The sequence below is a fragment of the Streptomyces sp. HUAS ZL42 genome (genome assembly GCF_040782645.1).
Lineage (GTDB): Bacteria > Actinomycetota > Actinomycetes > Streptomycetales > Streptomycetaceae > Streptomyces.
On the sequence record NZ_CP160403.1, the window covers coordinates 4,896,847 to 4,921,308 of the forward strand.

Consider the following 24,462-nt stretch of genomic DNA (forward strand, 5'->3'; position numbering starts at 1 on the left):
TGTGGAGTTGTCCACAGAGGTGGAATTCTCCACAGAACACCAGGCCTCACTGGTTCGCGACCCCGAAGACATGGCAGGCTCTGTTCATTGCGAGCCTGAAGTCGAGGAGAGTGAATCCTTGCGGTCCGACGCCAACATCGCGGGACCGATGACCGATCCGGTCCCCGGTCCCCGTACCGAGTCGATGGGGGAGGATGTTTCACGTGAAACACCGCCCCCTATGGACGACACTCCCATCGGTCGTGCTGCCCAACTGGCGGTGGAGGCTCTGGGCCGCGCCGGCGAGGGCCTTCCACGGCCCGAGCAGACCCGCGTCATCGTGGTTGCCAACCAGAAGGGCGGCGTGGGCAAGACGACAACCACCGTCAACCTTGCCGCTTCGCTGGCCCTGCATGGTGGCCGTGTCCTGGTGATCGACCTCGATCCCCAGGGCAATGCATCCACGGCGCTGGGTATCGACCATCACGCCGAAGTCCCATCCATCTACGATGTGTTGGTCGAGAGCAAACCTCTCGCGGAGGTCGTCCAACCGGTCCCTGATGTCGAGGGTCTCTTCTGTGCCCCCGCCACAATCGATCTCGCCGGTGCGGAGATCGAGCTGGTGTCCCTGGTGGCTCGGGAGAGTCGGCTGCAGCGGGCGATCCAGGCGTATGAGCAGCCCTTGGACTACATCCTCATCGACTGCCCGCCCTCGCTCGGCCTGCTGACGGTCAATGCACTGGTGGCCGGAGCCGAAGTCCTCATCCCGATCCAGTGCGAGTACTACGCGCTGGAGGGCCTGGGCCAGTTGCTGCGCAATGTCGACCTGGTCCGCGGGCACCTCAACCCCACGCTGCATGTGTCCACCATCCTGCTCACCATGTACGACGGCCGGACGCGCCTCGCGTCGCAGGTCGCGGACGAGGTGCGCAACCACTTCGGCGACGAGGTACTGCGGACGAGCATTCCTCGCTCGGTCCGCATCTCCGAGGCGCCGAGCTATGGGCAGACGGTGTTGACCTACGATCCAGGATCGAGTGGTGCCCTCTCCTATCTTGAGGCGGCACGAGAAATCGCGCTGAAGGGCGTGGGCATCAGTTACGACCCGATGCAGGCCCACATCGGCGCACAGAGCAACCCGAACATGGTGGAGGGGATTCAGTGAGCGAGCGACGGAGGGGGCTGGGCCGTGGTCTAGGCGCACTGATCCCTGCTGCCCCGACGGAGAAGACGCCGGCTCCGGCCGCGGTGGGGGGCGCCGCTTCAGCGTCCCCGGCAGCGGTCCCGGTGCTGACGACCGACCGAGGGGTGGCCGCAGCGAAGGTGGCCACACTGCCACCTGTTTCACGTGAAACCGAGGAGTCGTCTCTCAACGGCGCCGTGGAGGCACCCGCCGCTCCGGTCGGTGCCCACTTCGCCGAGATCCCGCTGGACTCCATCACGCCGAACCCGCGCCAGCCGCGTGAGGTCTTCGACGAGGATGCGCTGCAGGAACTCATCACCTCCATCAAAGAGGTCGGCCTCCTCCAGCCGGTGGTCGTACGGCAGCTGGGTCCTGGGCGCTACGAGCTCATCATGGGCGAACGGCGCTGGCGGGCGTGCCGTGAGGCGGGGCTCGAGGCGATCCCGGCGATCGTGCGGGCCACGGAGGACGAGAAGCTTCTCCTGGACGCGCTGCTGGAGAACCTCCACCGGGCACAGTTGAACCCGCTGGAAGAGGCAGCCGCCTACGACCAGCTTCTGCAGGACTTCAATTGCACGCACGACCAGCTTGCCGACCGCATCGGACGGTCCCGTCCGCAGGTCTCCAACACCCTGCGTCTGCTGAAGCTCTCGCCGGCGGTCCAGCGCCGCGTCGCCGCCGGAGTCCTTTCCGCCGGGCATGCTCGGGCTCTGCTCGCCGTCGAAGACTCGGAGGAGCAGGATCGGCTGGCTCACCGGATCGTGGCCGAGGGGCTTTCGGTGCGGGCGGTCGAGGAGATCGTGACCCTGATGGGATCGCGGCCGCAGAAGACCCAGCGTTCCAGGGGGCCGCGGGCCGGTGCCAGGGTCTCTCCGGCGCTGTCCGATCTCGCGAGCCGTCTCTCGGACCGTTTCGAGACGAGAGTAAAGGTCGACCTGGGGCAGAAGAAGGGCAAGATCACGGTCGAGTTCGCCTCCATGGAGGACCTCGAGCGCATCCTCGGCTCCCTCGCCCCGGGCGAGGGACCCGTTCTGCAGAAGAGCCTCCTGGATCCTGACTCCGAGGACTCCGAGGACTGAGCCCCGCGGGTCTGGGCGGAGCGCTTTCGCTCCGTGAGCCGCCGCCAGAGCGGGCCGTGTCCGGGGCACACCGGACACGGCCCGCTCTTTGCGTGCAGACGGTATCGATGGAATCGCATCGTGGATACGATGCGTTGGGGTTATGGCGCATCCATTTGGCAGCACCTCTGAGTGGGAGGCGGGGGCCATGCGAACGATGAGCCGGACCGGACTGGTGAGCGCGGGACTGGGCTTGGGCGCGGTCGGCGGGTTCGTCGGCAGCCTGCTCAGGGAACGGAGCGCTCTGACAGCCGCCCGCGATGCCGCGGGCGAAGGAAGCGAGGAACAGCCTTCATGGGGCGTCGGCTCGTACCGCTCACGCTGGACAACCTTCAGGACCTTCCCAAGCGCTGTCGCACGTGCGTCTTCTGGGAACTGGACCCAGTCAGTGGTGAGGCCGCGCTGAAGGCGGGAACGTCGGCCCTCGAGAAGGAAGCCTGGATCTCAGCGGTTCTGCTCGACTGGGGATCCTGTGGGCGGGTCGTCTACGTCGATGACGTGCCGGTGGGCTTCGTGCTCTATGCCCCTCCTGCCTACGTCCCCCGCTCCACGGCGTTCCCCACGAGCCCCGTGGCGCCGGATGCAGTCCAGCTGATGACCTCCTTCATCATGCCGGGCTACCAGGGGCAGGGACTGGGCCGGGTGATGGTCCAGACGGTGGCAAAGGATCTGTTGCGTCGGGGCTTCAAAGCGATCGAGGCCTTCGGTGACGCGCGCTGGAAGGAGCCGGCCTGTCTGCTGCCCGCCGACCATCTGCTGGCAGTCGGCTTCAAGACGGTCAGGCCCCATCCTGCGTACCCGCGGCTGCGCCTGGAGCTGCGGACGACACTGTCCTGGAAGGAAGACGTGGAACTGGCGCTCGACCGGCTGCTGGGGGCCGTGCAGAAGGAACCGGCGCTCCGGCCTCTTTAAGCTGCGGCTGCCCTTAAGCGAATGGGCCAACCCAGAAGGGTTGGCCCATTCGTGTTTCACGTGAAACGTGCAGCGTCGGCTCGACGGCTCAGAACGTCACTCGGCGATGAAGTCCTCGAGGTCGCGGACGATCGCGGCCTTCGGCTTGGCGCCGACGATGGTCTTGGCGACCTCGCCGTTCTGGTAGACGTTCAGCGTCGGGATGGACATGACGCCGTACTTGGCGGCCGTACCCGGGTTCTCGTCGATGTTGAGCTTGACGACCTCGATCTTGTCGCCGTACTCGGCGGCGATCGCCTCGAGGGACGGCGCGATCTGGCGGCACGGACCGCACCAGGCGGCCCAGAAGTCCACCAGGACGGGCTTGTCGCTCTTGAGCACGTCCTGCTCGAAGGAGTCGTCGGTCACGTTCTTCAGGGTGCCGGCCACTGCGGGCTCCTTAAATGTTGGTGCGTGGGGCGGATGGGGGTCAGACAGAGGTCTTCTCGGGCTCGGCCTTCTCCTCGTCCGCGAGAGCGGCGAGGAAGCGCTCGGCGTCCAGCGCGGCGGAGCAGCCGGTGCCGGCCGCGGTGATGGCCTGGCGGTAGGTGTGGTCGACCACGTCACCGGCGCCGAAGACACCGGTCAGGTTCGTCCGGGTGGAAGGGGCGTCCACCTTCAGGTAGCCCTCCTCGTCGAGGTCCAGCTGGCCCTTGAAGAGCTCCGTGCGCGGGTCGTGGCCGATCGCGATGAACAGGCCGGTCACCGGGAGGTCGGAGAGCTCGCCGGTCTTGACGTTGCGCAGCTTCAGGCCAGCCAGCTTCGGGTCACCCTGGATTTCGGCGACCTCGCTGTCCCAGACGAATTTGATCTTCGGATCGGCGAAGGCGCGCTCCTGCATCGCCTTGGATGCGCGCAGGGTGTCGCGGCGGTGGACGACGGTGACGGACTTGGCGAACCGGGAGAGGAAGGTGGCTTCCTCCATCGCGGTGTCGCCGCCGCCGATCACGGCGATGTCCTGATCCTTGAAGAAGAAGCCATCACAAGTGGCGCACCAGGAGACGCCTCGGCCGGAGAGAGCGTCCTCGTTGGGGAGGCCGAGCTTGCGGTGCTGCGAGCCGGTGGTGACAATGACGGCCTTCGCCTTGTGGACCGAGCCCGAGGTGTCCGTGACGGTCTTGATCTCACCAGACAGGTCGACGGAGACGACGTCGTCCGGGATGAGCTCGGCACCGAAGCGCTCGGCCTGGGCGCGCATGTTGTCCATGAGCTCGGGGCCCATGATGCCGTCCCGGAAGCCGGGGAAGTTTTCCACGTCGGTGGTGTTCATCAGCGCGCCGCCCGCGGTGACGGCGCCCTCGAACACCAGCGGCTTCAGCGACGCGCGCGCGGTGTAGAGCGCCGCCGTGTAGCCGGCGGGCCCGGAGCCGATGATGATCACGTTACGGACGTCGCTCACGGCTTGTTTCCTCGTCTCTGGTCTGCGTAGTTCGACCGGTGAGAGCCTCTCTGAACTCTCACCCCACCCAACGGATCCTAAGGGGCGCGCATTCCCGGTGTGTCCGGGCACACGAAGAGGCGACAGCGTACGAGAAGACCACGCAGGACAGAGGCGAAGCTCCAGCCGTCAGGGACGCGCGTAGGTGTCCGTCAGCAGGACCTCGGCCTTCGAGGTGGAGGGGTGCTCCACACAGGTCGCGTCCACGATGTATGCGGTGACCCGGGTGCTGTCCGAGGCGTCGGGGAGTACGACGAGGAGAGCGTGTGTCCCCTTGTAGCGGCCCTCCTTGGTGGCGAGCGCCGCATCGTTGCGACCGATGCCGTTCTGGACACAGGCAGGAACCGTCGGCTGCTTGAGCACCTTGGGCTTCTCGGTGCCGACGCCACGCTCCACACCCAGGCTGTGCGGGGTGCGTGAGCCACCCCCTGGGCTCCTGCCCTCCCCGAGTAGATCCGTGACCTGCTTCTCCAGCTGCGCTGCGGAGAAGGTGTCGGCAGCGGTGGTCTGCCCACCCTCGGCGCCAGGACCGGACGAGCCGCCCATCAGTGACGTCAAAAGCACGGAGCCGAGCCCCAGAGCCGCGGCCGTGAAGGCGGTGCCGAGGACGACGGTCCTGCGGCGCTTCTCCCGTCGGCTGTCCTTTCGGCCCGGGCCGGTGGAGGAGCCCCGGGCGTGGCCTGCAGGACGGTCCGCCGCTGTCGATGTTTCACGTGAAACACGCGGACTGTCGTGCCCGCCCGAGACGGAGTGGGCCGCGCCGACCGGCTCCCCGGAATCCGTGGCCCCGGGGGACGTGGCGCTCAGCAGAGCCTCGGCGGCGAGTGCGGCGTCGATACGACCTGCGACATCGGCCGGCATGCGCGGTGGGCCCGGGAGCGTACCGAGCAGGCCACGGATCTCCTCCAGCGAGGCGTGGACGTCCGCGCAGAGCTCGCAGATGTCCAGATGCCGTCGTACATCCGCAGTCCGCGACGGCGGCAGCAGGCCCTCGGTGAGGTCGGAGATCTCAGCGACGTCCGGGTGTCCGGCCGTGTCCGTCGTGGATGTCACGCTCGCCCACCTCCGCCCTTCACAGCAGCTGAATCGCTTGATCCTGGATCGCGGGGACCCTCGGCATGCGGCCCCGCTGCCGGTGGGACGGATGTCCCCTGCGCCCGGTTCCGTCCGTCGCCCGGTGGCGAGTCGTCATCGTTGGTTTCCGGCCGCAGATGGGTGAGCAGCGGCAGGAGCCTGGCTCTGCCGCGGGCACAGCGGCTCTTCACCGTCCCTGTCGGCACATCGAGCATCCGGGCGGCTTCGGCGACCGGGTAGCCCTGCATGTCCACCAGGACGAGGGCCGCCCGCTGGTCGGGGGGCAGGGTGCCGAGCGCCTCGAGGAGCTGGCGGTGCAGGTCGTTGCGCTCCGCCGGGGCCGAAGCCGACTCGTGCGGCTCCAGCAGCTGCTCCAGGCGCTCGGTGTCGTCGACGGGGGAGGTCTTCCGGGAGGCCGCCTTGCGGGCGCGGTCCAGGCAGGCGTTCACCGTGATCCGGTGCAGCCACGTCGTGACGGCCGATTGGCCGCGGAAGGTGTGGGCGGCCCGGTATGCGGAGACGAGGGCGTCCTGGACGGCGTCAGCGGCCTCCTCACGGTCTCCCAGCGTGCGCAGCGCCACCGCCCACAGTCGGTCGCGGTGACGCCGTACGAGCTCACCGAAGGCGTCGGGGTCACCCTCGACGTGGCGGGCGAGCAGATCCTGATCGCTCACTCCGTCGTATCCGGCGCCTTCGGCCATCGGACCCCCTCCCCCTCGCCCTCAGCTGGTGATCTTGATGTCTGCCACCCGCGCGCGATAGTTGCCGTCGTCCGTCAGCGGCAGCTTCGTCAGCCAGATCAGAAGGTAGCGGGACTTGAGAGACGTGTTCGGCGTGAGCGTGACACTCTCGCCGGAGCCCCCGGCGACCTTCGTGTAGGCACCGAAGGATGTGGGCTTCGAGCTCGCGTCACTGGATGCGGAGAGCAGCTCGACGGACGTGTCACCCATGAGGGAAACGGTCATCTTGCCGATCTGCTGGACCTTGCCGAGATCGAGGATGATGCCGAGTCCCGGCTTCAGGTTTCCGAAGTCGGCGCCCCTGTAGTAGTCCGTCTGCCAGTAGGTTCCGGGGTTGTTGTCGTAGGTCTTGCTTATGTCGGACGGTTTCTCGGATCCGTCACCGTACGGGTCGAAGTCGTAAGCCTTGCTGATCGTGATCGGCTGGCTGGCCGGCTTCGTCGGGCTCTTGTCGCCGTCGTCCGTCGTCTGCGTCTGGTTCGTGTCTTCGGACTTGTTGCCCTGGTCCATGAGCGCGTCCGCCAGCTGCCAGCTGCCGAGGCCCAGGGCGGCGATGAGGAGCGCAGAGACTGCCCACTTCAGGGCCTTGCCGGTACGGCTCTGCAGCGGGGGAGGCGGGGTCGGCAGTACCTGGGTGGCGCCCACGGGCGGTGTGGGGCGCCCGTACGTGCCCTGCTGGTACGTAGTGCGCTGGTACTCGGGGGGAGCGGTGAACGCGGGCTCCGGCGGGCGGATGCGGGGCATCTCGCCGATTGCCTTCACCAGTTCCTCCGGCGTGGTGCACGGGGCTTCGTGACGCGAGGCGGTCGCGCCGTCGTTGGCGAGCGCCCGCATGGCGAGCTCCGACAGGCCACGGTGGACGCCGGCGCGCACCTGGTCGGGGGCGATCAGGCCGATGTCCTTGGGCAGCCCGGACAGACCGTAGGCGTCGTTCTCGTACGGCCAGCGCTGGGTCAGCGCCGCGTACAGCAGCGCGCCGATCGCCTCGGTGTCGGCGCGCTGCGGGGTGTCGGAACTGATGCCGCGCAGCGCGGCGTTCACGGCGAGGCCGCGGATGCGCCACTGACCGCTGGAGGTACGCAGCACGGCGTTGGGGTTCAGCCGCAGATGGGCCAGGCCTTCACGGTGCGCGGCGGCCATCGCCGAGGCGATCTGACTGACCATCTGGTAGGCGTCGTGCGGCTCCAGCGGTCCGGAGGCCAGCAGAGTGGTCAGCTCGACGGCGTCGGGAAGCCACTCGTGGACGACGTAGACGAGGTCGTTCTCCTCGACCGCGTCCAGGACCTGGACGAAGCGGGGGTCGCCGAGCAGCGCGGAGGAGCGGGCTGCGGCCAGCACGGAACGGGCCCGAGTGTGGTCCGCGGGCAGTACGTGGACGCCGACGGCGCGACGCAGCTTCTCGTCGACCGCACGCCAGCTGCTGAAACCGTCCAGACGGGTGACGCACTCCTCGAGGCGGTAGCGTCTGGCGAGTTTGTGGCCGCTGTGCAGCTCGGGCGGTGAGGCCTTCTCGGGACCCTGGGTCCCGCCACTCCCCTGTGCCTCGTCGTTGTCCGTTTCCCGCTCCCGGTTCTGGGCCACCCCGTCGGCCGTGGACTGGTCCGCCTGTGCGGTCAGCGGCTCGTCGCCGCTGTTGTCTGCCACGTCGACGGCAGCCGTGCTACGTTCCGCCACCGTCGTTCCTGCCTCCCCATCCGTTGCGCGCCGTTCGACTGCCGTGCGCGCCGTCCGACGCCGATCCAATTGTGCCCACAGCCCGCCGCTATGCACGACACACGGTGGCGGACGATGGTTGTGCGCGTACCCCCGTCTCAGCGACCCAGCCGCCCGCGCACCATGCCGACGAGCGAGTTGAGCTCCTCGATGCGCATGCGACGGGCCGCGACGTAGAAGATCCCGAGCAGAACGGCACCGCCCACCAGCAACGCGGCAAAGGAGCCTGCGACTCCCTGGCCCAGAGTGTGGCCGATGCCGTAGCAGGCCGCACCGCTGAGCAGCGCGGCCGGTACCGAAGCGATGCAGAGCCGTGCGTATGTCCGCATGACACGGGCGCCGTCCAGATCCCCGCTCAGCCGCTTGCGCAGCCGGCTCCATGCGACGCCGACGCCGATCGCGTAGGCCAGGCCGTAGGAGGCGGACATGCCGACCACGGCCCAGCGGGCCGGGAGCACGAAGTAACACAGCGTCGAGGCGCTCGCGTTGACCGCGGCCACGATGACCGTGTTGTAGAACGGCGTCCGCGTGTCCTCGTAGGCGTAGAAGGCGCGCAGGACGACGTACTGCACCGAGTACGGGATCAGACCGAGGCCGAAGGCCATCAGCATGATGCCCATGTTCGTGGCCTCGCTGGTGCCCGAGGAGCCGAAGATCAGCGTGCACATCGGGATGCCGAGAGACACGAACCCGAAGGCGATCGGCACAATCGCGACGGCAGTTGTGCGCAGACCCTGGGAGATGTCGTCGCGGACCGCACCGGCGTCGTCCTCGGCTGCCGAGCGAGAGATGCGGGGCAGCAGGGCGGCCATCAGGGACACGGTGATGATGGCCTGTGGCAGGCCCCAGATCAGCTGGGCGTTGGCGTAGGCGGCGAAGCCCGTGCCGTCGACGGGCGACTCCTTGCCCGCGGCGGTGGAGAGCTGCGACACGACGAGCGCGCCCGCCTGGTTGGCGAGGACGAACAGGAAGGTCCACTTGGCGAGCGTGACGGCCTTGCCGAGGCCGTGGCCCTTCCAGTCGAAGCGCAGCCGCAGCCGGAAGCCGGTCTCGCGCAGGTACGGGATCATCGCCAGGGCCTGCACGACGAGACCCAGCAGCACGCCGATGCCGAGCAGCCGCTGGCCCTCCGGCGGGATTGTCGTGACCTTCATCCCGGAGTCGGCCGCAGTGCCGTACACCCAGATGAACATTCCCAGTGTCACGATGATGACGATGTTGTTCAGGACCGGGGTCCACATCATCGCGCCGAACTTGCCGCGCGCGTTGAGGATCTGCCCCATCACGACATGGATGCCCATGAAGAAGATCGAGGGCAGGAAGTACTGGACGAAGGTGACGGCGACGTCGTTGGCCGCCGGGTCGCTGGCGACCGAGTCCGACAGCAGGCGGATCAGGATCGGTGCGCCGAAGACCGAGACCACGGTGAGCGCTCCGAGGGCCACCATGACCAGGGTCAGCAGCCGGTTGGCGTACGCCTCGCCGCCGTCCTCGTCCTCCTTCATGGCCCGCACGAGCTGCGGCACGAACACCGAGTTGAGGCCCCCGCCGACGGTGAGGATGTAGATCATCGTCGGCAGCTGGTAGGCGACCTGGAAGGTGTCGCCGAGGAGGCCGACGCCGAGGGCCGACACGATCAGCGCGGAGCGGATGAAGCCCGTCAGACGGGAGACCATCGTGCCCGCCGCCATCACGGCGCTCGACTTCAGCAGACCCGCGGCCCGTCCGCCCTTCCTGGCGGCAGGGGCAGGGGCAGGGGCAGGTGCGGGAGCGGGGACCTCGGATGCGGGCGGCGCAGGCGTCGCCGGGTACTGGCCAGCGGGTGGTGACGGGGAGGGACCGGGGACCGACGGGGCCTCGTACGCGGGGTGTCCACTGCCCTGCTGCTGGTCCCGGAAGAGATGCGCGAAGGCGTCCGGCTCGCGGGGCTCCTCGCCGGCCTGGGTGACCAGGTCGTCGACGCCCACGAACTGGGTGGTACGGGGGTCCTCGCCGTACGGCAGGTACTGGGTCGGGCCCGCCGGCTCCGGCGCGGGGGTCTGGGCCCACACACGCGGGTCGGGAGCGTACGGGGACTGGGGCGGCTGGGCGTACAGGGGCTGCTGCGGCGGCTGGTACGTGCCCATAGGCGGCGGGGGGTGCGCGGCACGGTCGTAGAGCGCCTCGGCGACCGGGTCCTGCGCGGAGAGGTCCTGCGCCCGGTAGGGGTCCTGATCGTAGGCGTCCTGGAGGTACATGTCCGCGGGGTGCTGCGGCGGCACCTGGCCGTGCTCGGGCCGCGGGCCCTCGGGGTGGCCCGAGCTGCCCGCGGCCTGGCCGCGGTCACCGTCGTGCGGCGCGTTCATGGTTACCCCACCTCATCGTCCCGGGCCCACCGGCCACGACATCCTCAACGGTCCACTCTCTCACCCGTGCCGGACGGGTCGGCGTTTTCCGCTGCGGTGTCCGGTGCCAGGTCACTCTGCTGCTCCGGGTCGTCTGCCCCGGGCAACGCGCCCGACTCTTCCTTGAGACGGTCCTCGGTGCCCTCGGGGTTCTCCGCGGCGCCGCCTGTCTCGTCCGTCTCGTCGGATCCGCCCTCCGCGGCCTCCCGGGCCGCCGCGCGCTTGCGCTGGGTGTACATCCGGAATCCGGCGAGGACGAGCAGCAGCACACCGCCACCGATGACCAGCATGACGGTGGCCGTGATCTCGGTGACCTTCACGTCGAAGGTGACGGGCGCGCCGTACGCCTGGCCGTCCTCCGTGTACAGCTGGGCGACCACCGTCGCCCGGCCGTTGGCGTTGGCGGACGTGGTGAACTTCACTGTCTGGCTGTGCCCGCCGGAGACGGTCACCGGCTGGTCCGCGTAGTCGTGGCCGCCGATCTCGAGGCGGGTCGGATTCGTCGACCTGAGCCGCAGAACCAGGTGGCCGACGCCCTGCACCAGGTTGTTCTGGACGGTGACCGGGATCGTGGCGCTGCGGCCGGAAAGCTTCGTCTCGGACTTGTCGATCAGCTTGACCTGATCGGCGAGTTCGTCCAGATAGCCCTCCACGCTCTGGCGGAAGCTGCTTGCGTCGGTGGACCGGCCGCGCCACGACATCGACATCTCACGGTTGACGGCCCGCCCGAAGGGCGTCACCACCCGGGACTCGTCGGTGAGGATCACCCGGAAGTTGTCGAGCTTGTCCTGCGTGGTCGCCATCTGCTCGAAGGCCGACCGCGGCAGTTCCTTCTTGCGTAGCGAGGACGGGTACTTCGACGTCGAGGGGACCTTCGTGGTGGCTCCCGGGTCCGGCTTCGCCTTGGCGGCCGCCGTGAGGCCCTGGGACTGGGACCAGGTCCCGCCCTGGAGCGCGGTCAGCGCGTCGGCCATCGCCTGCGCCTGGCTCCCGGTCGGCATGCGTTGCGGGGCGACCACGATGCTGCGCTGCTTGTTCGTCTGCAGGTTCAGCGCCAGGCTCTGGGCGAGGAACTGCTGCACCGCGAGCGTGGACGTGGACGCCTTCGTCAGATCGCCCTGGAACACCGTCGACAGCCGCTTGTCCGCGACCACCGCCGTCGTACCGCCGCCGATGGGGCGGGCCGCGGAGGGCGTGTACGTCAGCCCGCCGGTCTCCTGCAGGCTGTCGTTGCGCGCAATCACCTTGTCGGCGCCGGCCGAGGTGGCGACCTTGACGATCGACGGGTCGACTGCGCCCTCCACAGGCCAGGTGAAGTCGGTGCTCGGGGTCACGTGGAGCACCGTCTCCACCGTGGTGGCGGCGACATCGGTCGCTGCCTTGAGCTGACTCAGCGAGCCGGCGACGGTGGTGCCGTTGTGGGCAAGGGAGGCCAGGTCCGGATCGGCGAAGGGCAGGGCGACGACCTCTCTGTCCGCCACCGCGTCCTGGAGTTCGGCGAGCCACCGCTTGGCGACCGCCTGGTCGGTGCCCGCCGTGGTGGTTTCGCCCTCGCCCCGGACGCGATAGCCGTCCGTCATCGCGTCGACGGACGCCAGCAGGTCCGGGTCGATCACCCATGTGACGTCGAGGTTCCTGCCCAGCGACACCATCTGGTCGAGGCGACCGCCCGGGGAGATCTCCTCGGCGAGGTCGTCGTTGAGGAAGACCGGTGTCTGCTGTTCGTTCGAACCGGTCTCGGCCGTCATATGGACAGTGGAGACCAGCGGCCACAGGAACGTCGTCCTCGTCCTCGTATCCGCGGCGTCCGGCTGCCACGGCAGGAAGGTCCGCTGGAAGCCCAGCACCTGCTCCCACGGCTGCGCGGACGTCTCGCCGGAGAGCGAGACACCGAGCGGGTACACCCCGTCCTTTCCGAGGTCCAGCTCGTCGACCGGTACGGAGATGCTGAACGGCTCCGCGACGCCAGGAGTGAGCTTGGAGAACTCCTGGACGTACTTGCCGCCGACCTCGGAGCCGTCGGTACCCGACTCGTAGTCGGTGCGCTCGGCGGTGGTGTCGATCGCCGAACGTGTGGTCAGGGCGGAGCCGACGCGCAGGCCGACATGGGCGTCGGTCACCGTCTGCTTGCCCTTGTTCGTCACCGTGCCGGAGACAGTCAGGGTGCCCCCCTCGGTGGGGACGCTCGGGGTGAGCGAGTCGAGGGCGACGGCTACCGTGCTCGATCCGGAGGCGGTCCGCGCGGAGTCCTCGCCCGCGGCCTGCGCGGACGTGGCGGCGGGCAGCTGGAGCAGACCGGCCAGCAGGGGCGCAGCGGCGAGCAGTGCGCCGGTGCGCCGAAGCCACCGGCGGGCAGGTGAGGGACTCATCCCCTGGAAGTCTGCCGCCTCGGCCACGCGCTCGCCCGTCCCTCGTCGTCGTCAGTGGTCGTCGGAATGTGCGTCCACGCATGGTAACGATGCGCGCTGAGGGGAAGTGCCGCGGTCTCCTGGACAAGATCGGGGGACACCGTCGGGCCGCCCTGTATGTGCAGGTATGACGAGGAGCGATTCATACGTCGTCGTGAGTGCTGATCTTGTGCGGCTGCCGACGGAGATGCCTGCCCGCGCGAAATCCAGGCGCTCGCGGCTTCGTGAGCCACGTACCCTCTTCTGTTGTGCCGAACGCCAACGAAGACAACCTCAGCGCCCTGAGCCAGGTGCAGCACCGCGCGGTGCGTGAACTGCTGCGGGTGGCCCCTGTCGCCGACGACCTGGCCCGCCGCTTTCAGGAGGCCGGGTTCTCACTCGCCCTGGTCGGCGGCTCGGTCCGGGACGCGCTGCTTGGCCGACTCGGCAACGACCTCGACTTCACGACCGACGCCCGCCCCGAGGACGTCCTCAAGATCGTGCGTCCGTGGGCGGACTCGGTCTGGGAGGTCGGGATCGCCTTCGGCACGGTGGGGATGCAGAAGGACGCCCGCGTCGGAGACGCTGATCGACGCTTTCAGATCGAGGTGACCACCTACCGGTCAGAGGCGTACGACCGCTCCTCGCGCAAGCCCGAGGTGTCGTACGGCGACTCCATCGAGGAGGACCTGGTCCGGCGTGACTTCACCGTCAACGCGATGGCCGTGGCACTTCCGGAGAAGGAGTTCATCGACCCGCACGGCGGTCTCGACGACCTCGCTGCGCGGGTGCTGCGTACGCCGGGGACTCCGGAGGAGTCCTTCTCGGACGACCCGCTGCGGATGATGCGGGCCGCCCGCTTCGCCGCACAGCTCGACTTCGAGGTGGCCCCCGAAGTCGTCACTGCCATGAAGGGGATGTCCGGCCGGATCGAGATCGTCTCGGCCGAGCGTGTCCGGGACGAACTGAACAAGCTGCTCCTGTCCGCGTACCCGCGCAAGGGCCTCTCGCTGCTCGTGGACACCGGGCTCGCGGATCATGTGCTGCCCGAGCTGCCCGCTCTGCGCCTGGAGAGCGACGAGCACCACCGGCACAAGGACGTCTACGAGCACAGTCTGATCGTCCTGGAGCAGGCGATCGCACTGGAGGAGAACAGTCCCGACCTGACCCTTCGTATCGCCGCACTGCTCCACGACATCGGCAAGCCGCGCACGCGCCGCTTCGAGAAGGACGGCCGTGTCTCGTTCCACCACCACGAGGTGGTCGGGGCGAAGATGACCAAGAAGCGCATGACGGCCCTCAAGTACTCCAACGAGCTGGTGAAGGACGTCTCACGTCTGGTCGAGCTCCACCTGCGCTTCCACGGGTACGGCACCGGCGAGTGGACGGACTCCGCGGTGCGCCGCTATGTCCGGGACGCCGGACCACTCCTCGAGCGGCTCCACAAGCTCACCCGCTCCGACTGCACGACCCGCAACAAGCGCAAGGCGGCCGCGCTGTCACGGGCGTACGACGGTCTTGAGGAGCGCATCGCTCAACTCAAGGAGCAGGAGGAGCTGGACTCGATCCGCCCCGACCTGGACGGCAACCAGATCATGGAGATCCTGGGCGTCGGCCCCGGCCCCGTAGTCGGCCGCGCGTACAAGCATCTCCTGGAGCTGCGCCTGGAGCACGGACCGATGGAGCACGACGCGGTCGTGGCAGCCCTCAAGGAGTGGTGGGCAGAGCAGAGCTGAATCCGTGAAACGGGGTCATGTTTCACGTGAAACATGACCCCGAAGCGCGGAGGGTGCGCTCCCAGAACATGCGGAGGGGCGGTGTTTCACGTGAAACACCGCCCCTCCGCATGTTCGCCCTACTTCGAGTAGTCCTTCAGGCAGAGCAGGAAGTCGCTGCCGTCACCCGACTCGGTGTACGAGTACTGGAAGTCCTTGGCCTTCTCCGCGCACTTGCTCTCGGCCGTAAGAGCGGAGTACGAACCCTCGATCTTGGCCAGCACCACGTACTGCGCCTTCGAGGACTTGCAGTCGACGACCTCGAGGTCCGGGTTGTTGTCGTCGCTGTTGCCACGGTGCATGCAGTCGCCGACCTTCGCCGTGTTGGCGTCGTCCCGGCTGGCTATGTAACCGCCGATGGCCACACCGATGACCGCGATGACAATGACGATGTTCTTGATCGTCTTGAAGCCCAGCTTGCGGCGGGGCTGCTCCGGCGGGACCGGCGCGTACGGAGCGGCACCCTGGGGCGGAAAGCCGGGCTGGCCGGGCTGCTGGGGGTAGCCGCCCTGGGGCGGGTACGGGGCCTGGCCCTGGGGCTGGCCGTAAGGCTGCTGGCCCTGAGCGAACGGGTTGCCCTGGGGCGGCGGAGTGGTCACTTGGGGATCCCCCTAGAAACGTGGGTGCGCGGGGCGCGAGATAAGACGCACGTAAGTTACCGGCCGCCACCGACAACGCTGAAGTTCGGGGGGAGTCTGTGGCATTGATGTGACACTTATCGGCGCTCAAATCGGGACATAGTCATAGCAACTGCCGCGTAGATAACGGCGACTGTGACCACCAGCGGCGTTGAGCGGCCGTCCGGCGGCAGCATGAGGGCGGCCACAGCGGCGGCTCCGACGAAGGCGACGTTGAACAGCACGTCGTAGACGGAGAAGATCCGGCCGCGGAAGCCGTCCTCCACGGAGGACTGGACGATGGTGTCCGTGGCGATCTTCGCACCTTGCGTGGTGAGCCCCAGGACGAAGGTCGCAACCAGCATGGGAGCGGTGGCGAACGGGAGCCCCAGCGAGGGCTCGAGGACTGCTGCGGCCGCGGCGCACACGACGATCCAGTGGCCGGGGCCGAGCCGCCCCGCGAACCACGGTGTCACCACGGCGGCCGCGAAGAAGCCGGCGGCGGAGACCCCCAACGCCAGTCCCAGCAGGGCGAGTCCGTCATCGGTGGTCGAGGAGAAGGTGTACCGGCAGAGCATCAGCAGCATGACCAGCAGGGCGCCGTAGCAGAACCGCATCAGCGTCATCGTGACGAGCGCCCAGGCGGCCTCCCGGCGCGCGGGCGCCGCGAGATGGCGTACCCCCGCCACCAGGTCGCGTACGGTTCCGGAGAGCGCCGCTGCCAGCCGTGGTTGCACCAACTCGCGTTCGGGCCCCAGCAGTTCCCGCGACATGCTCAGCGACGCCAGTGCCGCGCAGAGGTACAGGGCGGCGCCCAGGAGCACCACGGCGGCGTCGGAGTCCGCCACCACCAGTCGTACGACGAAGGCGAGACCGCCGCCCGCGGCCGCGGCGAGTGTGCCGGCGGTCGGGGACAGCGAGTTGGCGATCACGAGGCGCTCGGTGTCGACCACGCGCGGCAGGGCGGCGGAAAGACCGGACAGGACGAAGCGGTTGACGGCCGTGACGCACAAGGCGGAGGCGTAGAACAGCCAGTCCGGGACGTTGCTGATCATCAGGACGGCCGTCCCCGAGGCCAGCAGGGCGCGCAGCAGGCTGCCGTACAGGAGGACCTGACGGCGGCGCCAGCGGTCCAGCAGAACGCCGGAGAAAGGACCCACCAGCGAGTACGGGAGCAGCAGCACCGCCATCGCGGAGGCGACCGCGGCGGCCGAGGTCTCCTTCTCCGGGGAGAAGACGACGTACGTGGCGAGCGCGACCTGGTAGACGCCGTCGGCGCCCTGCGAGAGAAGTCGTACGGAGAGCAGACGTCGAAAGTCCCGGAAGCGCAGGAGGACCCGCAGATCGCGTACGACGGACATGGGGCACAGCCTCACATACGGGAGGGTCCCCGGGTCGTACGACCCGGGGACCCTCACAGCCCTGGCAGGAGCAGTGTGTGTCGAGCTATCGCTCGACCTCCCCGTTGATGAACTTCTCGACGTTCTCGCGGGCCTCGTCGTCGAAGTACTGGACCGGCGGGGACTTCATGAAGTAGCTGGACGCCGACAGGATCGGACCGCCGATGCCGCGGTCCTTGGCGATCTTCGCGGCGCGCAGGGCGTCGATGATGACGCCGGCGGAGTTCGGGGAGTCCCAGACCTCGAGCTTGTACTCCAGGTTCAGCGGGACGTCACCGAAGGCGCGGCCCTCGAGGCGGACGTACGCCCACTTGCGGTCGTCGAGCCAGGCGACGTAGTCGGAGGGGCCGATGTGGACGTTCTTCTCGCCGAGGTCCCGGTCGGGGATCTGGGAGGTGACGGCCTGCGTCTTGGAGATCTTCTTGGACTCCAGGCGGTCGCGCTCGAGCATGTTCTTGAAGTCCATGTTGCCGCCGACGTTCAGCTGCATCGTGCGGTCCAGGATGACGCCGCGGTCCTCGAACAGCTTCGCCATGACGCGGTGCGTGATGGTGGCGCCGACCTGCGACTTGATGTCGTCACCGACGATCGGCACGCCGGCCTCGGTGAACTTGTCCGCCCACGCCTTGGTGCCTGCGATGAAGACCGGAAGGGCGTTGACGAAGGCGACCTTGGCGTCGATGGCGCACTGGGCGTAGAACTTCGCCGCGTCCTCGGAGCCCACGGGCAGATAGCAGACCAGGACGTCGACCTGCTTGTCCTTGAGGACCTGGACGACGTCGACCGGCTCCTCCGCGGACTCCTCGATGGTCTGGCGGTAGTACTTGCCGAGGCCGTCGAGGGTGTGGCCGCGCTGGACGGTCACGCCCGTGCTGGGCACGTCGCAGATCTTGATCGTGTTGTTCTCTGAGGCGCCGATGGCGTCCGCGAGGTCGAGGCCGACCTTCTTCGCGTCGACATCGAAGGCGGCGACGAACTCGACGTCACGGACGTGGTAGTCACCGAACTGCACGTGCATCAGGCCGGGGACCTTGGACGCCGGGTCGGCGTCCTTGTAGTACTCGACTCCCTGCACCAGCGACGCGGCGCAGTTGCCCACGCCGACGATGGCTACGCGAACCGAACCCATTCCGGTTGCTCCCTGTGTGTACGAGTGAGGCCCTGAGTGGGCTCTCACGTGGCGGTGTCGTCGGGCGTATCCGGCCGGGGGGTGTCCCCGGACCGGGGCAGGCCGCCCGGCGCTCCAGATGTGGTGTCCTGCTGAGCGGACCCCCCGGAGGCGGAACCCTTGAGGTCCCGTCCGGCCCGCTCGCTCTCGATGAGCTCGTTCAGCCAGCGCACTTCGCGCTCCACGGACTCCATCCCGTGGCGCTGGAGCTCAAGCGTGTAGTCGTCGAGGCGCTCCCGGGTGCGGGCCAAGGAGGCTCGCATCTTCTCCAGGCGCTCCTCCAGCCGGCTGCGGCGGCCCTCGAGCACGCGCATGCGTACGTCACGCGACGTCTGCCCGAAGAAGGCGAAGCGGGCGGCGAAGTGCTCATCCTCGTACGCATCGGGGCCGGTCTGTGAGAGCAGCTCCTCGAAGTGCTCCTTACCCTCCGCCGTCAACCGGTAGACGATCTTGGCGCGACGCCCGGTCAGAGGAGCGGCGAGGGCGTCCTCGGGTTCCTGCCCCGGCTCTTCGATCAACCAGCCGTTGGCGACCAGCGTCTTGAGGCACGGGTAGAGCGTCCCGTAGCTGAACGCACGGAACACACCCAGTGACGTATTGAGTCGTTTGCGCAGCTCATAGCCGTGCATCGGGGATTCGCGGAGCAGGCCGAGGACGGCGAACTCAAGGATCCCGGAACGACGGCTCATCCTCGCGCCTCCTCGTCTTTATCTCGCGCTGATGTATCGACTCGATACATCAAGACGATAGAACGGCCTTCCGGATGCGACAAGAGGGGGGACGGTGAACGGGATCACATCACCGAATCGTCGGAAGCAAGTTGCACGATTTGGAGTGACCTTCGGGCCTCGGGGGTTTTGCCAGTGCGTAGTCTGTGCGCCATGCACACCACCGGGAGCCACGTGACGTATGGGGATGTCATCGTTCTCGGTGCAGTACGGGTGAATGCGGGACCGACCGCATCCGTACTTCGGGGGGACCGGAAACCAGCCGTCGTCTCCAGGCGCGCAAGGGCGCGCCTGCCCGAGGAGTAATCGTTCGATGAGCGAGCACCGTCGCAAACCGCCGCAGCCGCAGGGAGGCGGACGTGCCGCGGCCAGACGTGGTCAGTCCGGCTCGTCCTCCGGCCGCCGTGCGGCCCCGCGAGGCGCCACCGGGTCTCCTTCCGACTACGGGTTGGGATACGGGTCGGGAGAAGAGGAGCGGCCGCTCGGCGGCCGCGCCGAGGCCCGGCGCGCGGCCCAGAGAAGCGTGGGTGGCCGCCGCAGAGCAGCCGAACCCGGCCGGGGTCACCGCACCGGTCCCGGCGGCCCGAACGGGCCCGGGCGAGGCAGAGGGCGCGCCGCACCACCCGGCAGGAAACGGTTGATCGACTATCCGCGCGCCGGCAAGGACGGCTGGCGGCGCTGGGTGCCGTCCTGGAAGTTCGTCTCCGCGCTGGCGGTCATGTTCTTCGGCAGCCTGGTGGCCGTCGCGGGCATCGGCTACGCCATGGTGGGCGTCCCGGACATCCAGAAGACCGCGACGGCGCAGAACAACGTCTACTACTGGTCCGACGGCAGCCAGATGGTTGCCACCGGTGGTGAGACGAACCGACAGATCATCGACTACGCGCAGATCCCCGCCGCGTTGCGGTACGCAGTCATCTCGCAGGAGAACAAGACCTTCGAGACCGACAGCGGCATCGACCCGAAGGGCATCGCCCGCGCCGTGTTCAACATGGCCAGGGGCGGCGACACGCAGGGTGGCTCCACCATCACCCAGCAGTACGTGAAGAACGCGATGCTGAACGACCAGTCGCAGACGATCTCCCGGAAGTTCAAGGAGATCTTCGTCGCGATAAAGGTGGGTGCCACGGTCCCCAAGGACCAGATCATGGCGGGCTATCTGAACTCCGCGTACTACGGGCGGGACGACTACGGGGCTCAGGCGGCCGCGCGCGGGTACTTCAACAAGGACGCCGTCGACCTGAACCCGGGTGAGTGCGCCTTCCTCGCGGCGATGCTCAAGGGCGCCACGTACTACGACCCGGCGGGCGCGACCTCCATCGACCCGGCCGCCACCCCGCAGGCCAACCAGAAGCGTGCCCTGACGCAGATGCAGGACACCCTGAACAAGATGGTCGAGTACGGCCACCTGAGCCCTGCCGAGCGGGCCAAGTACACCACGCTCCCCAAGGTGCAGAACCCGCGGTCGAACAGCGCGCTGAGCGGCCAGACCGGCTATCTCGTCGACCTTGCCAAGGCGTACCTGATCAACAACAAGATCATCACCGCCGACGACCTGCAGCAGGGCGGCTACTCGATCTACACGACCTTCGACAAGACCAAGGTCAACGAGCTCAAGGCCGCGGTCCAGAAGGTCCAGAAGGCCAACATCAAGCCCAAGGAACGTCCTAAGACGGACACCCACGTCCAGTTCGGCGGGGCCTCCGTGGACCCGGCGACGGGCGCCATCAAGGCCATCTACGGCGGTGAGGACGCGACCAAGCACTTCACCAACAATGCCGACGCGACTGGCGCGCAGATGGGTTCGACCATGAAGCCCTTCGTGCTCGCGGCCGCGATGACCTGGGGTGTGCGCGACAAGGATCTGGGCCCGTCGCAGGCGCAGGACGAGCGCACCATCGTCTCCCCGAAGAGCCTGTACAGCGGTAAGAACAAGCTCAAGATCAAGGACTACGACGGGTCGATCTGGAAGAACGAGAAGCAGGAGGAGTGGCTGCAGACCAACGACGACAACGAGTCGTACGGCTCTCCCCCGAACTACCAGATCGACCTCCGTGAGGCGATGAGGGAGTCGGTGAACTCCGCCTTCGTGCAGCTCGGCATGGACGTCGGTCTGGACAAGGTCAAGGAGGCCGCCATGAACGCAGGCCTCAAGGAGAACAGCCTGACGGGCACCAGCTTCCCGTCCTTCTCCATCGGTATCTCGGACCCCAGCGCGATCCGTATGGCGGGGGCCTACGCCACTTTCGCGGCCAGTGGGGAGCAGCGTGACCCGTTCTCCGTCCAGAGGGTCACGAGCAAGGACGGCGAGATCTTCAAGCACAAGGACCAGACGAAGCAGGCGTTCACCAAGCAGGTCGCCGACAACGTCACGGACGTCCTGAAGACCGTGGTCGAGAAGGGCACGGGTACCAGCGCCCAGCTGCCCGGGCGTGACGTGGCCGGCAAGACGGGTACCACCGACGGCAACAAGTCGGCCTGGTTCGTGGGCTACACACCGCAGCTGTCGACGTCGATCACCATGTTCCGGATGGACGACGACGAGACCAACAAGAACCGCACGTTCCTCGAGATGTACGGAACGGGCGGCAAGGAGAAGATCCATGGTGCGTCGTTCCCGGCCGAGATCTGGCACGACTACATGGAGGACGCACTCAAGGATGAGCCGGCGGAGAAGTTCCCGACCCCTGAGGACATCGGTGTGGTCGTGAACGACGTCCCGTCCCCGAGTGCCACTCCCTCGGCCACCGAGACCGGTGACCCGACGCCGAGCCCGACGCCCAGCAAGACGCGGGGCAAGCCCACGCCGACGGCGACCGAGACCTGCGGCAGTTTCAGCTGGCAGTGCACCACCGGAGGAACGGACACGGGCGGTACCACCGGCGGCACGGACGGTGGTGTGACGTCCGATCCGACCGCCACGGAGTCGAGCGGCAACAGCAAAGGCAACGGCAATGGAGGCCTCTTCGGAGGTTCGACCGGTTAGGCGCCGTATCGCCCTCCGCGGGTGTTTCACGTGAAACAAGGGCCGCCGCACTGCCCAGGTGCGGCGGCCCTCGGCGTATTCCTAGACTCGTACGGCAGGATGTGCGACATGCCCAGTGCAGAATCGACGCAAGCGAGCGTGCACCAGCCGGAACCGGTGCGGCCGACGAAGGACGACAGCGTCGCCGCTGTCGGCAGTGAACTGATCGGCGGCCCCATCGGGCGGCGCGCCCTGCTCGGGACGTCCTGGTGGACCCCGGTACGGGTCGTCGCGCTTGTGGCGATCGGCGTCTTCGCCCTCGGCCTGGTCCAGAAGGCGCCTTGCTACAACGGAGCCTGGTTCTTCGGCGCCAGTTCTCAGTACACCCACGCGTGCTACTCGGACATCCCGCATCTGTATTCGGGGCGCGGTTTCGCCGATGGCCTGGTGCCGTACTTCGACAAGCTGCCGGGCGACATGCAGTACCTCGAGTACCCGGTGCTGACCGGTGTGTTCATGGAGGTGGCCTCCTGGCTGACACCCAACAGCGGCAGCATCCAGCACCAGGAGCAGTGGTACTGGATGGTCAACGCCGGGATGCTGATGCTGTGCGCGGCTGTCATCGCCATCTGCGTGTCCCGCACCCACGCCCGGCGTCCCTGGGACGGGCTGCTGGTCGCCCTGGCGCCCGCCTTCGCGCTGACCGCCACCATCAACTGGGACCTGCTGGCGGTCGCTCTGACGGCCGCCGCGATGCTGATGTGGTCGCGTGGCCGCTCACTGGCGTTCGGTGTCCTGCTCGGGCTCGCCACGGCCGCCAAGCTCTATCCCGTCTTCCTGCTCGGGCCGCTGTTCCTGCTGTGCTGGCGAGCGGGCAAATGGCGGGACTTCGGCAAGGCCCTGGGCGGTGCGGCCGTCGCCTGGCTCGTGGTGAACCTGCCCGTGATGTTCTTCGCCTTCGACGGCTGGTCGAAGTTCTACACGTTCAGTCAGGAGCGGGGCGTCGACTTCGGGTCCTTCTGGCTGATCATGGCCCAGAACTCCACCGACCCGCTCAGCACCGACACGGTCAACACACTGGCCACGGTCCTCATGCTGCTGTGCTGCGCGGGCATCGCGGCGCTGACCTTCACGGCTCCCCGCAGGCCGCGCTTCGCCCAACTCGCCTTCCTGATCATCGCCGCGTTCATAGTCACCAACAAGGTCTACTCGCCGCAGTACGTCCTGTGGCTGGTGCCGCTCGCCGTGCTGGCCCGTCCGAAATGGCGGGACTTCCTGATCTGGCAGGCGTGCGAGGTGGCGTACTTCCTCGGCATCTGGATGTACCTCGCGTACACGACCAGCGGAGACGCCCACAAGGGCCTGCCGACCGACGGCTACCACTGGGCGATCGGCGTGCACTTGCTGGGCACGCTCTACCTGTGCGCCGTCGTCGTACGGGACATCTTCATGCCGGAGCGCGACGTCGTGCGCCTGGCCGGCGACGACGACCCTTCGGGTGGGGTGCTCGACGGGGCGGAGGACGTGTTCGTGTTCGGACCCGCGGCCCATCCGGCGCGGCACGCGGCCCACTTCGACGGACCACAGGTGGAGTGGGGAAGCAAGGGAGGAACAGCGCCTTCCGCGGACAGTTCGCTCTGAGCGAACAGCCCTGAAAGGGGCTACGGAGAAGGGCAGTACACGGGGCCTCCGTGTACTGCCCTTCTCCGCTTCAGCGGTCCTGGGAGCCCGAGTTGCCGAGGGGCGGCCGCTCAGCGGTCCACGAGCCGGTCGAACTGCGTGGTGGTGTGCCGCAGATGGGCCACCAGTTCCTCACCCACCTTCGGCTCCGGGGCGTCCGCGGGCACGAAAAGGATGGACACCTGCATGTGCGGCGGCTCGGCGAACCAGCGCTGCTTGCCGCCCCAGACGAACGGAGAAAGGTTCCGGTTCACCGTGGCGAGCCCGGCGCGGGCGACGCCCTTGGCACGCGGCATGACGCCGTGCAGCGCCTTGGGGGCCTCCAGACCCACCCCGTGCGACGTACCGCCCGCCACGACCACCAGGAAGCCGTCGGAAGCCGCCTTCTGCTGGCGGTAGCCGAAGCGGTCGCCCTTGGCCACGCGCGTGACGTCCAGGACCGCACCGCGGTACTCGGTGGCCTCGTGGTCCCCCAGCCACAGCCGGGTGCCGATGCGGGCGCGGAACCGGGTTTGCGGGAACTGCTGCTGAAGCCGCGCGAGTTCCTCCGCCTTGAGGTGGCTGACGAACATCGTGTGCAGCGGCAGCCGGGCGGCCCGCAGCCGGTCCATCCAGCCGATGACCTCCTCGACGGCGTCCGAGCCGTCGGTACGGTCGAGCGGCAGATGGATCGCGAAGCCCTCGAGACGGACGTTCTCTATGGCGGAGTGCAGCAGCGGCAGGTCCTGCTCGCTGATGCCGTGCCGCCTCATCGAGGACATCACCTCGACGACCACGCGGGCACCCACGAGGCCGTACACCCCGTCGACCGACGAGACCGAGCGGACGACCCGGTCCGGCAGCGGCACGGGCTCCTCGCCGCGCCGGTATGGCGTCAGTACCAGCAGGTCGCCGCTGAAGAAGTCCTTGATGCGCGCGGCCTCGTAGGTGGTGCCGACGGCGAGGATGTCCGAGCCGAGCCGCGTCGCCTCCTCCGCCAGGCGCTCGTGTCCGAAGCCGTAGCCGTTGCCCTTGCAGACCGGGACCAGCCCCGGGAACTGCTCCTGCACGTGCTTGTGGTGCGCCCGCCAGCGCGCGGTGTCGACGTAGAGCGTGAGCGCCATGGCCGGACCCGGAACCTTTCTCGTGGCTGCGGTGTATCAGAGATGTGGAAGCTATCGAC

At 68.1% G+C, this 24,462-nt stretch carries 18 protein-coding genes; 6 read left to right on the plus strand and 12 right to left on the minus strand.

The window, feature by feature from the left end; translation table 11 throughout:
• Positions 1 to 70 precede the first annotated feature (70 nt).
• From ABZO29_RS22485 to ABZO29_RS22495, 3 genes are all read left to right on the plus strand, one after another.
• Positions 71 to 1,144: a ParA family protein gene (locus tag ABZO29_RS22485; RefSeq protein ID WP_367326199.1), complete on the plus strand. Its 1,074-nt coding sequence runs from the start codon at positions 71 to 73 to the stop codon at positions 1,142 to 1,144.
• Entirely contained in the window at positions 1,141 to 2,241 is a 1,101-nt protein-coding gene (locus tag ABZO29_RS22490) for a ParB/RepB/Spo0J family partition protein (protein WP_367321988.1), read from the plus strand. The genes ABZO29_RS22485 and ABZO29_RS22490 overlap by 4 nt, the downstream gene beginning before the upstream one ends.
• 333 nt (positions 2,242 to 2,574) lie before the next feature.
• Positions 2,575 to 3,192 carry a GNAT family N-acetyltransferase gene (locus ABZO29_RS22495; RefSeq protein ID WP_367321989.1) on the plus strand — a complete coding sequence of 206 codons (618 nt, stop codon included), beginning with the start codon at positions 2,575 to 2,577 and terminating at the stop codon, positions 3,190 to 3,192.
• 96 nt (positions 3,193 to 3,288) lie between these two features.
• On the opposite strand, the gene trxA is transcribed toward ABZO29_RS22495, so the two are convergent.
• The 7 genes from trxA to ABZO29_RS22530 form a co-directional block, all read right to left on the minus strand.
• Positions 3,289 to 3,669, minus strand: coding sequence for a thioredoxin (trxA, locus tag ABZO29_RS22500; RefSeq protein ID WP_367326200.1), 381 nt, complete (start codon positions 3,667 to 3,669; stop codon positions 3,289 to 3,291).
• Positions 3,662 to 4,630: a thioredoxin-disulfide reductase gene (trxB, locus tag ABZO29_RS22505; protein ID WP_367321990.1), complete on the minus strand. Its 969-nt coding sequence runs from the start codon at positions 4,628 to 4,630 to the stop codon at positions 3,662 to 3,664. Before trxB ends, trxA begins: the two co-directional genes overlap by 8 nt.
• 168 nt (positions 4,631 to 4,798) lie before the next feature.
• Positions 4,799 to 5,722 (minus strand): hypothetical protein, encoded by a 924-nt coding sequence (locus ABZO29_RS22510; RefSeq protein WP_367321991.1) that lies wholly within the window; start codon positions 5,720 to 5,722, stop codon positions 4,799 to 4,801.
• Positions 5,719 to 6,444: an RNA polymerase sigma factor SigM gene (sigM, locus tag ABZO29_RS22515; RefSeq protein WP_367321992.1), complete on the minus strand. Its 726-nt coding sequence runs from the start codon at positions 6,442 to 6,444 to the stop codon at positions 5,719 to 5,721. The genes ABZO29_RS22510 and sigM overlap by 4 nt, the downstream gene beginning before the upstream one ends.
• A 21-nt stretch (positions 6,445 to 6,465) precedes the next feature.
• Positions 6,466 to 8,157: a protein kinase family protein gene (locus ABZO29_RS22520; protein WP_367321993.1), complete on the minus strand. Its 1,692-nt coding sequence runs from the start codon at positions 8,155 to 8,157 to the stop codon at positions 6,466 to 6,468.
• A gap of 137 nt (positions 8,158 to 8,294) precedes the next feature.
• A complete protein-coding gene (gene murJ / locus ABZO29_RS22525) occupies positions 8,295 to 10,541 on the minus strand; it encodes a murein biosynthesis integral membrane protein MurJ (RefSeq protein WP_367321994.1) in 2,247 nt (748 codons plus the stop codon).
• Between the two features lie 44 nt (positions 10,542 to 10,585).
• Positions 10,586 to 12,976, minus strand: a complete 2,391-nt coding sequence (locus ABZO29_RS22530; RefSeq protein ID WP_367321995.1) for a DUF6049 family protein — start codon at positions 12,974 to 12,976, stop codon at positions 10,586 to 10,588.
• 260 nt (positions 12,977 to 13,236) lie between these two features.
• Here ABZO29_RS22530 and ABZO29_RS22535 point away from each other — a divergent pair, with 260 nt between their 5' ends.
• Positions 13,237 to 14,703 (plus strand): CCA tRNA nucleotidyltransferase, encoded by a 1,467-nt coding sequence (locus ABZO29_RS22535; RefSeq protein WP_367321996.1) that lies wholly within the window; start codon positions 13,237 to 13,239, stop codon positions 14,701 to 14,703.
• 119 nt (positions 14,704 to 14,822) lie between these two features.
• On the opposite strand, the gene ABZO29_RS22540 is transcribed toward ABZO29_RS22535, so the two are convergent.
• The 4 genes from ABZO29_RS22540 to ABZO29_RS22555 form a co-directional block, all read right to left on the minus strand.
• Positions 14,823 to 15,341, minus strand: a complete 519-nt coding sequence (locus tag ABZO29_RS22540) for a hypothetical protein (protein WP_367321997.1) — start codon at positions 15,339 to 15,341, stop codon at positions 14,823 to 14,825.
• Positions 15,342 to 15,457: 116 nt separating this feature from the next.
• The gene (locus ABZO29_RS22545) at positions 15,458 to 16,720 is read right to left on the minus strand and encodes an MFS transporter (protein ID WP_367321998.1); all 1,263 of its coding nucleotides are present in this window, start codon (positions 16,718 to 16,720) and stop codon (positions 15,458 to 15,460) included.
• Between the two features lie 85 nt (positions 16,721 to 16,805).
• Positions 16,806 to 17,888 (minus strand): inositol-3-phosphate synthase, encoded by a 1,083-nt coding sequence (locus tag ABZO29_RS22550; RefSeq protein ID WP_367321999.1) that lies wholly within the window; start codon positions 17,886 to 17,888, stop codon positions 16,806 to 16,808.
• A gap of 44 nt (positions 17,889 to 17,932) precedes the next feature.
• Positions 17,933 to 18,616: a helix-turn-helix transcriptional regulator gene (locus tag ABZO29_RS22555; protein ID WP_367322000.1), complete on the minus strand. Its 684-nt coding sequence runs from the start codon at positions 18,614 to 18,616 to the stop codon at positions 17,933 to 17,935.
• 352 nt (positions 18,617 to 18,968) lie between these two features.
• Here ABZO29_RS22555 and ABZO29_RS22560 point away from each other — a divergent pair, with 352 nt between their 5' ends.
• A complete protein-coding gene (locus tag ABZO29_RS22560) occupies positions 18,969 to 21,641 on the plus strand; it encodes a transglycosylase domain-containing protein (protein WP_367322001.1) in 2,673 nt (890 codons plus the stop codon).
• Between the two features lie 108 nt (positions 21,642 to 21,749).
• Positions 21,750 to 23,261: a glycosyltransferase family 87 protein gene (locus tag ABZO29_RS22565; protein WP_367322002.1), complete on the plus strand. Its 1,512-nt coding sequence runs from the start codon at positions 21,750 to 21,752 to the stop codon at positions 23,259 to 23,261.
• Positions 23,262 to 23,371: 110 nt separating this feature from the next.
• Here ABZO29_RS22565 and ABZO29_RS22570 read toward each other — a convergent pair whose 3' ends face one another.
• Positions 23,372 to 24,403 carry an alanine racemase gene (locus ABZO29_RS22570; RefSeq protein WP_367322003.1) on the minus strand — a complete coding sequence of 344 codons (1,032 nt, stop codon included), beginning with the start codon at positions 24,401 to 24,403 and terminating at the stop codon, positions 23,372 to 23,374.
• Positions 24,404 to 24,462 lie beyond the last annotated feature (59 nt).

What these genes read in the sequence shown, in the direction of transcription:
- ABZO29_RS22485 (WP_367326199.1), top strand. Translation starts at nt 71, where the DNA reads ATGGCAGGCTCTGTTCATTGCGAGCCTGAAGTCGAGGAGAGTGAATCC.
- ABZO29_RS22495 (WP_367321989.1), top strand. Translation starts at nt 2,575, where the DNA reads ATGGGGCGTCGGCTCGTACCGCTCACGCTGGACAACCTTCAGGACCTT.
- sigM (WP_367321992.1), bottom strand. Translation starts at nt 6,444, where the DNA reads ATGGCCGAAGGCGCCGGATACGACGGAGTGAGCGATCAGGATCTGCTC.
- murJ (WP_367321994.1), bottom strand. Translation starts at nt 10,541, where the DNA reads ATGAACGCGCCGCACGACGGTGACCGCGGCCAGGCCGCGGGCAGCTCG.
- ABZO29_RS22545 (WP_367321998.1), bottom strand. Translation starts at nt 16,720, where the DNA reads ATGTCCGTCGTACGCGATCTGCGGGTCCTCCTGCGCTTCCGGGACTTT.
- ABZO29_RS22550 (WP_367321999.1), bottom strand. Translation starts at nt 17,888, where the DNA reads ATGGGTTCGGTTCGCGTAGCCATCGTCGGCGTGGGCAACTGCGCCGCG.
- ABZO29_RS22555 (WP_367322000.1), bottom strand. Translation starts at nt 18,616, where the DNA reads ATGAGCCGTCGTTCCGGGATCCTTGAGTTCGCCGTCCTCGGCCTGCTC.
- ABZO29_RS22560 (WP_367322001.1), top strand. Translation starts at nt 18,969, where the DNA reads ATGAGCGAGCACCGTCGCAAACCGCCGCAGCCGCAGGGAGGCGGACGT.
- ABZO29_RS22565 (WP_367322002.1), top strand. Translation starts at nt 21,750, where the DNA reads ATGCCCAGTGCAGAATCGACGCAAGCGAGCGTGCACCAGCCGGAACCG.
- ABZO29_RS22570 (WP_367322003.1), bottom strand. Translation starts at nt 24,403, where the DNA reads ATGGCGCTCACGCTCTACGTCGACACCGCGCGCTGGCGGGCGCACCAC.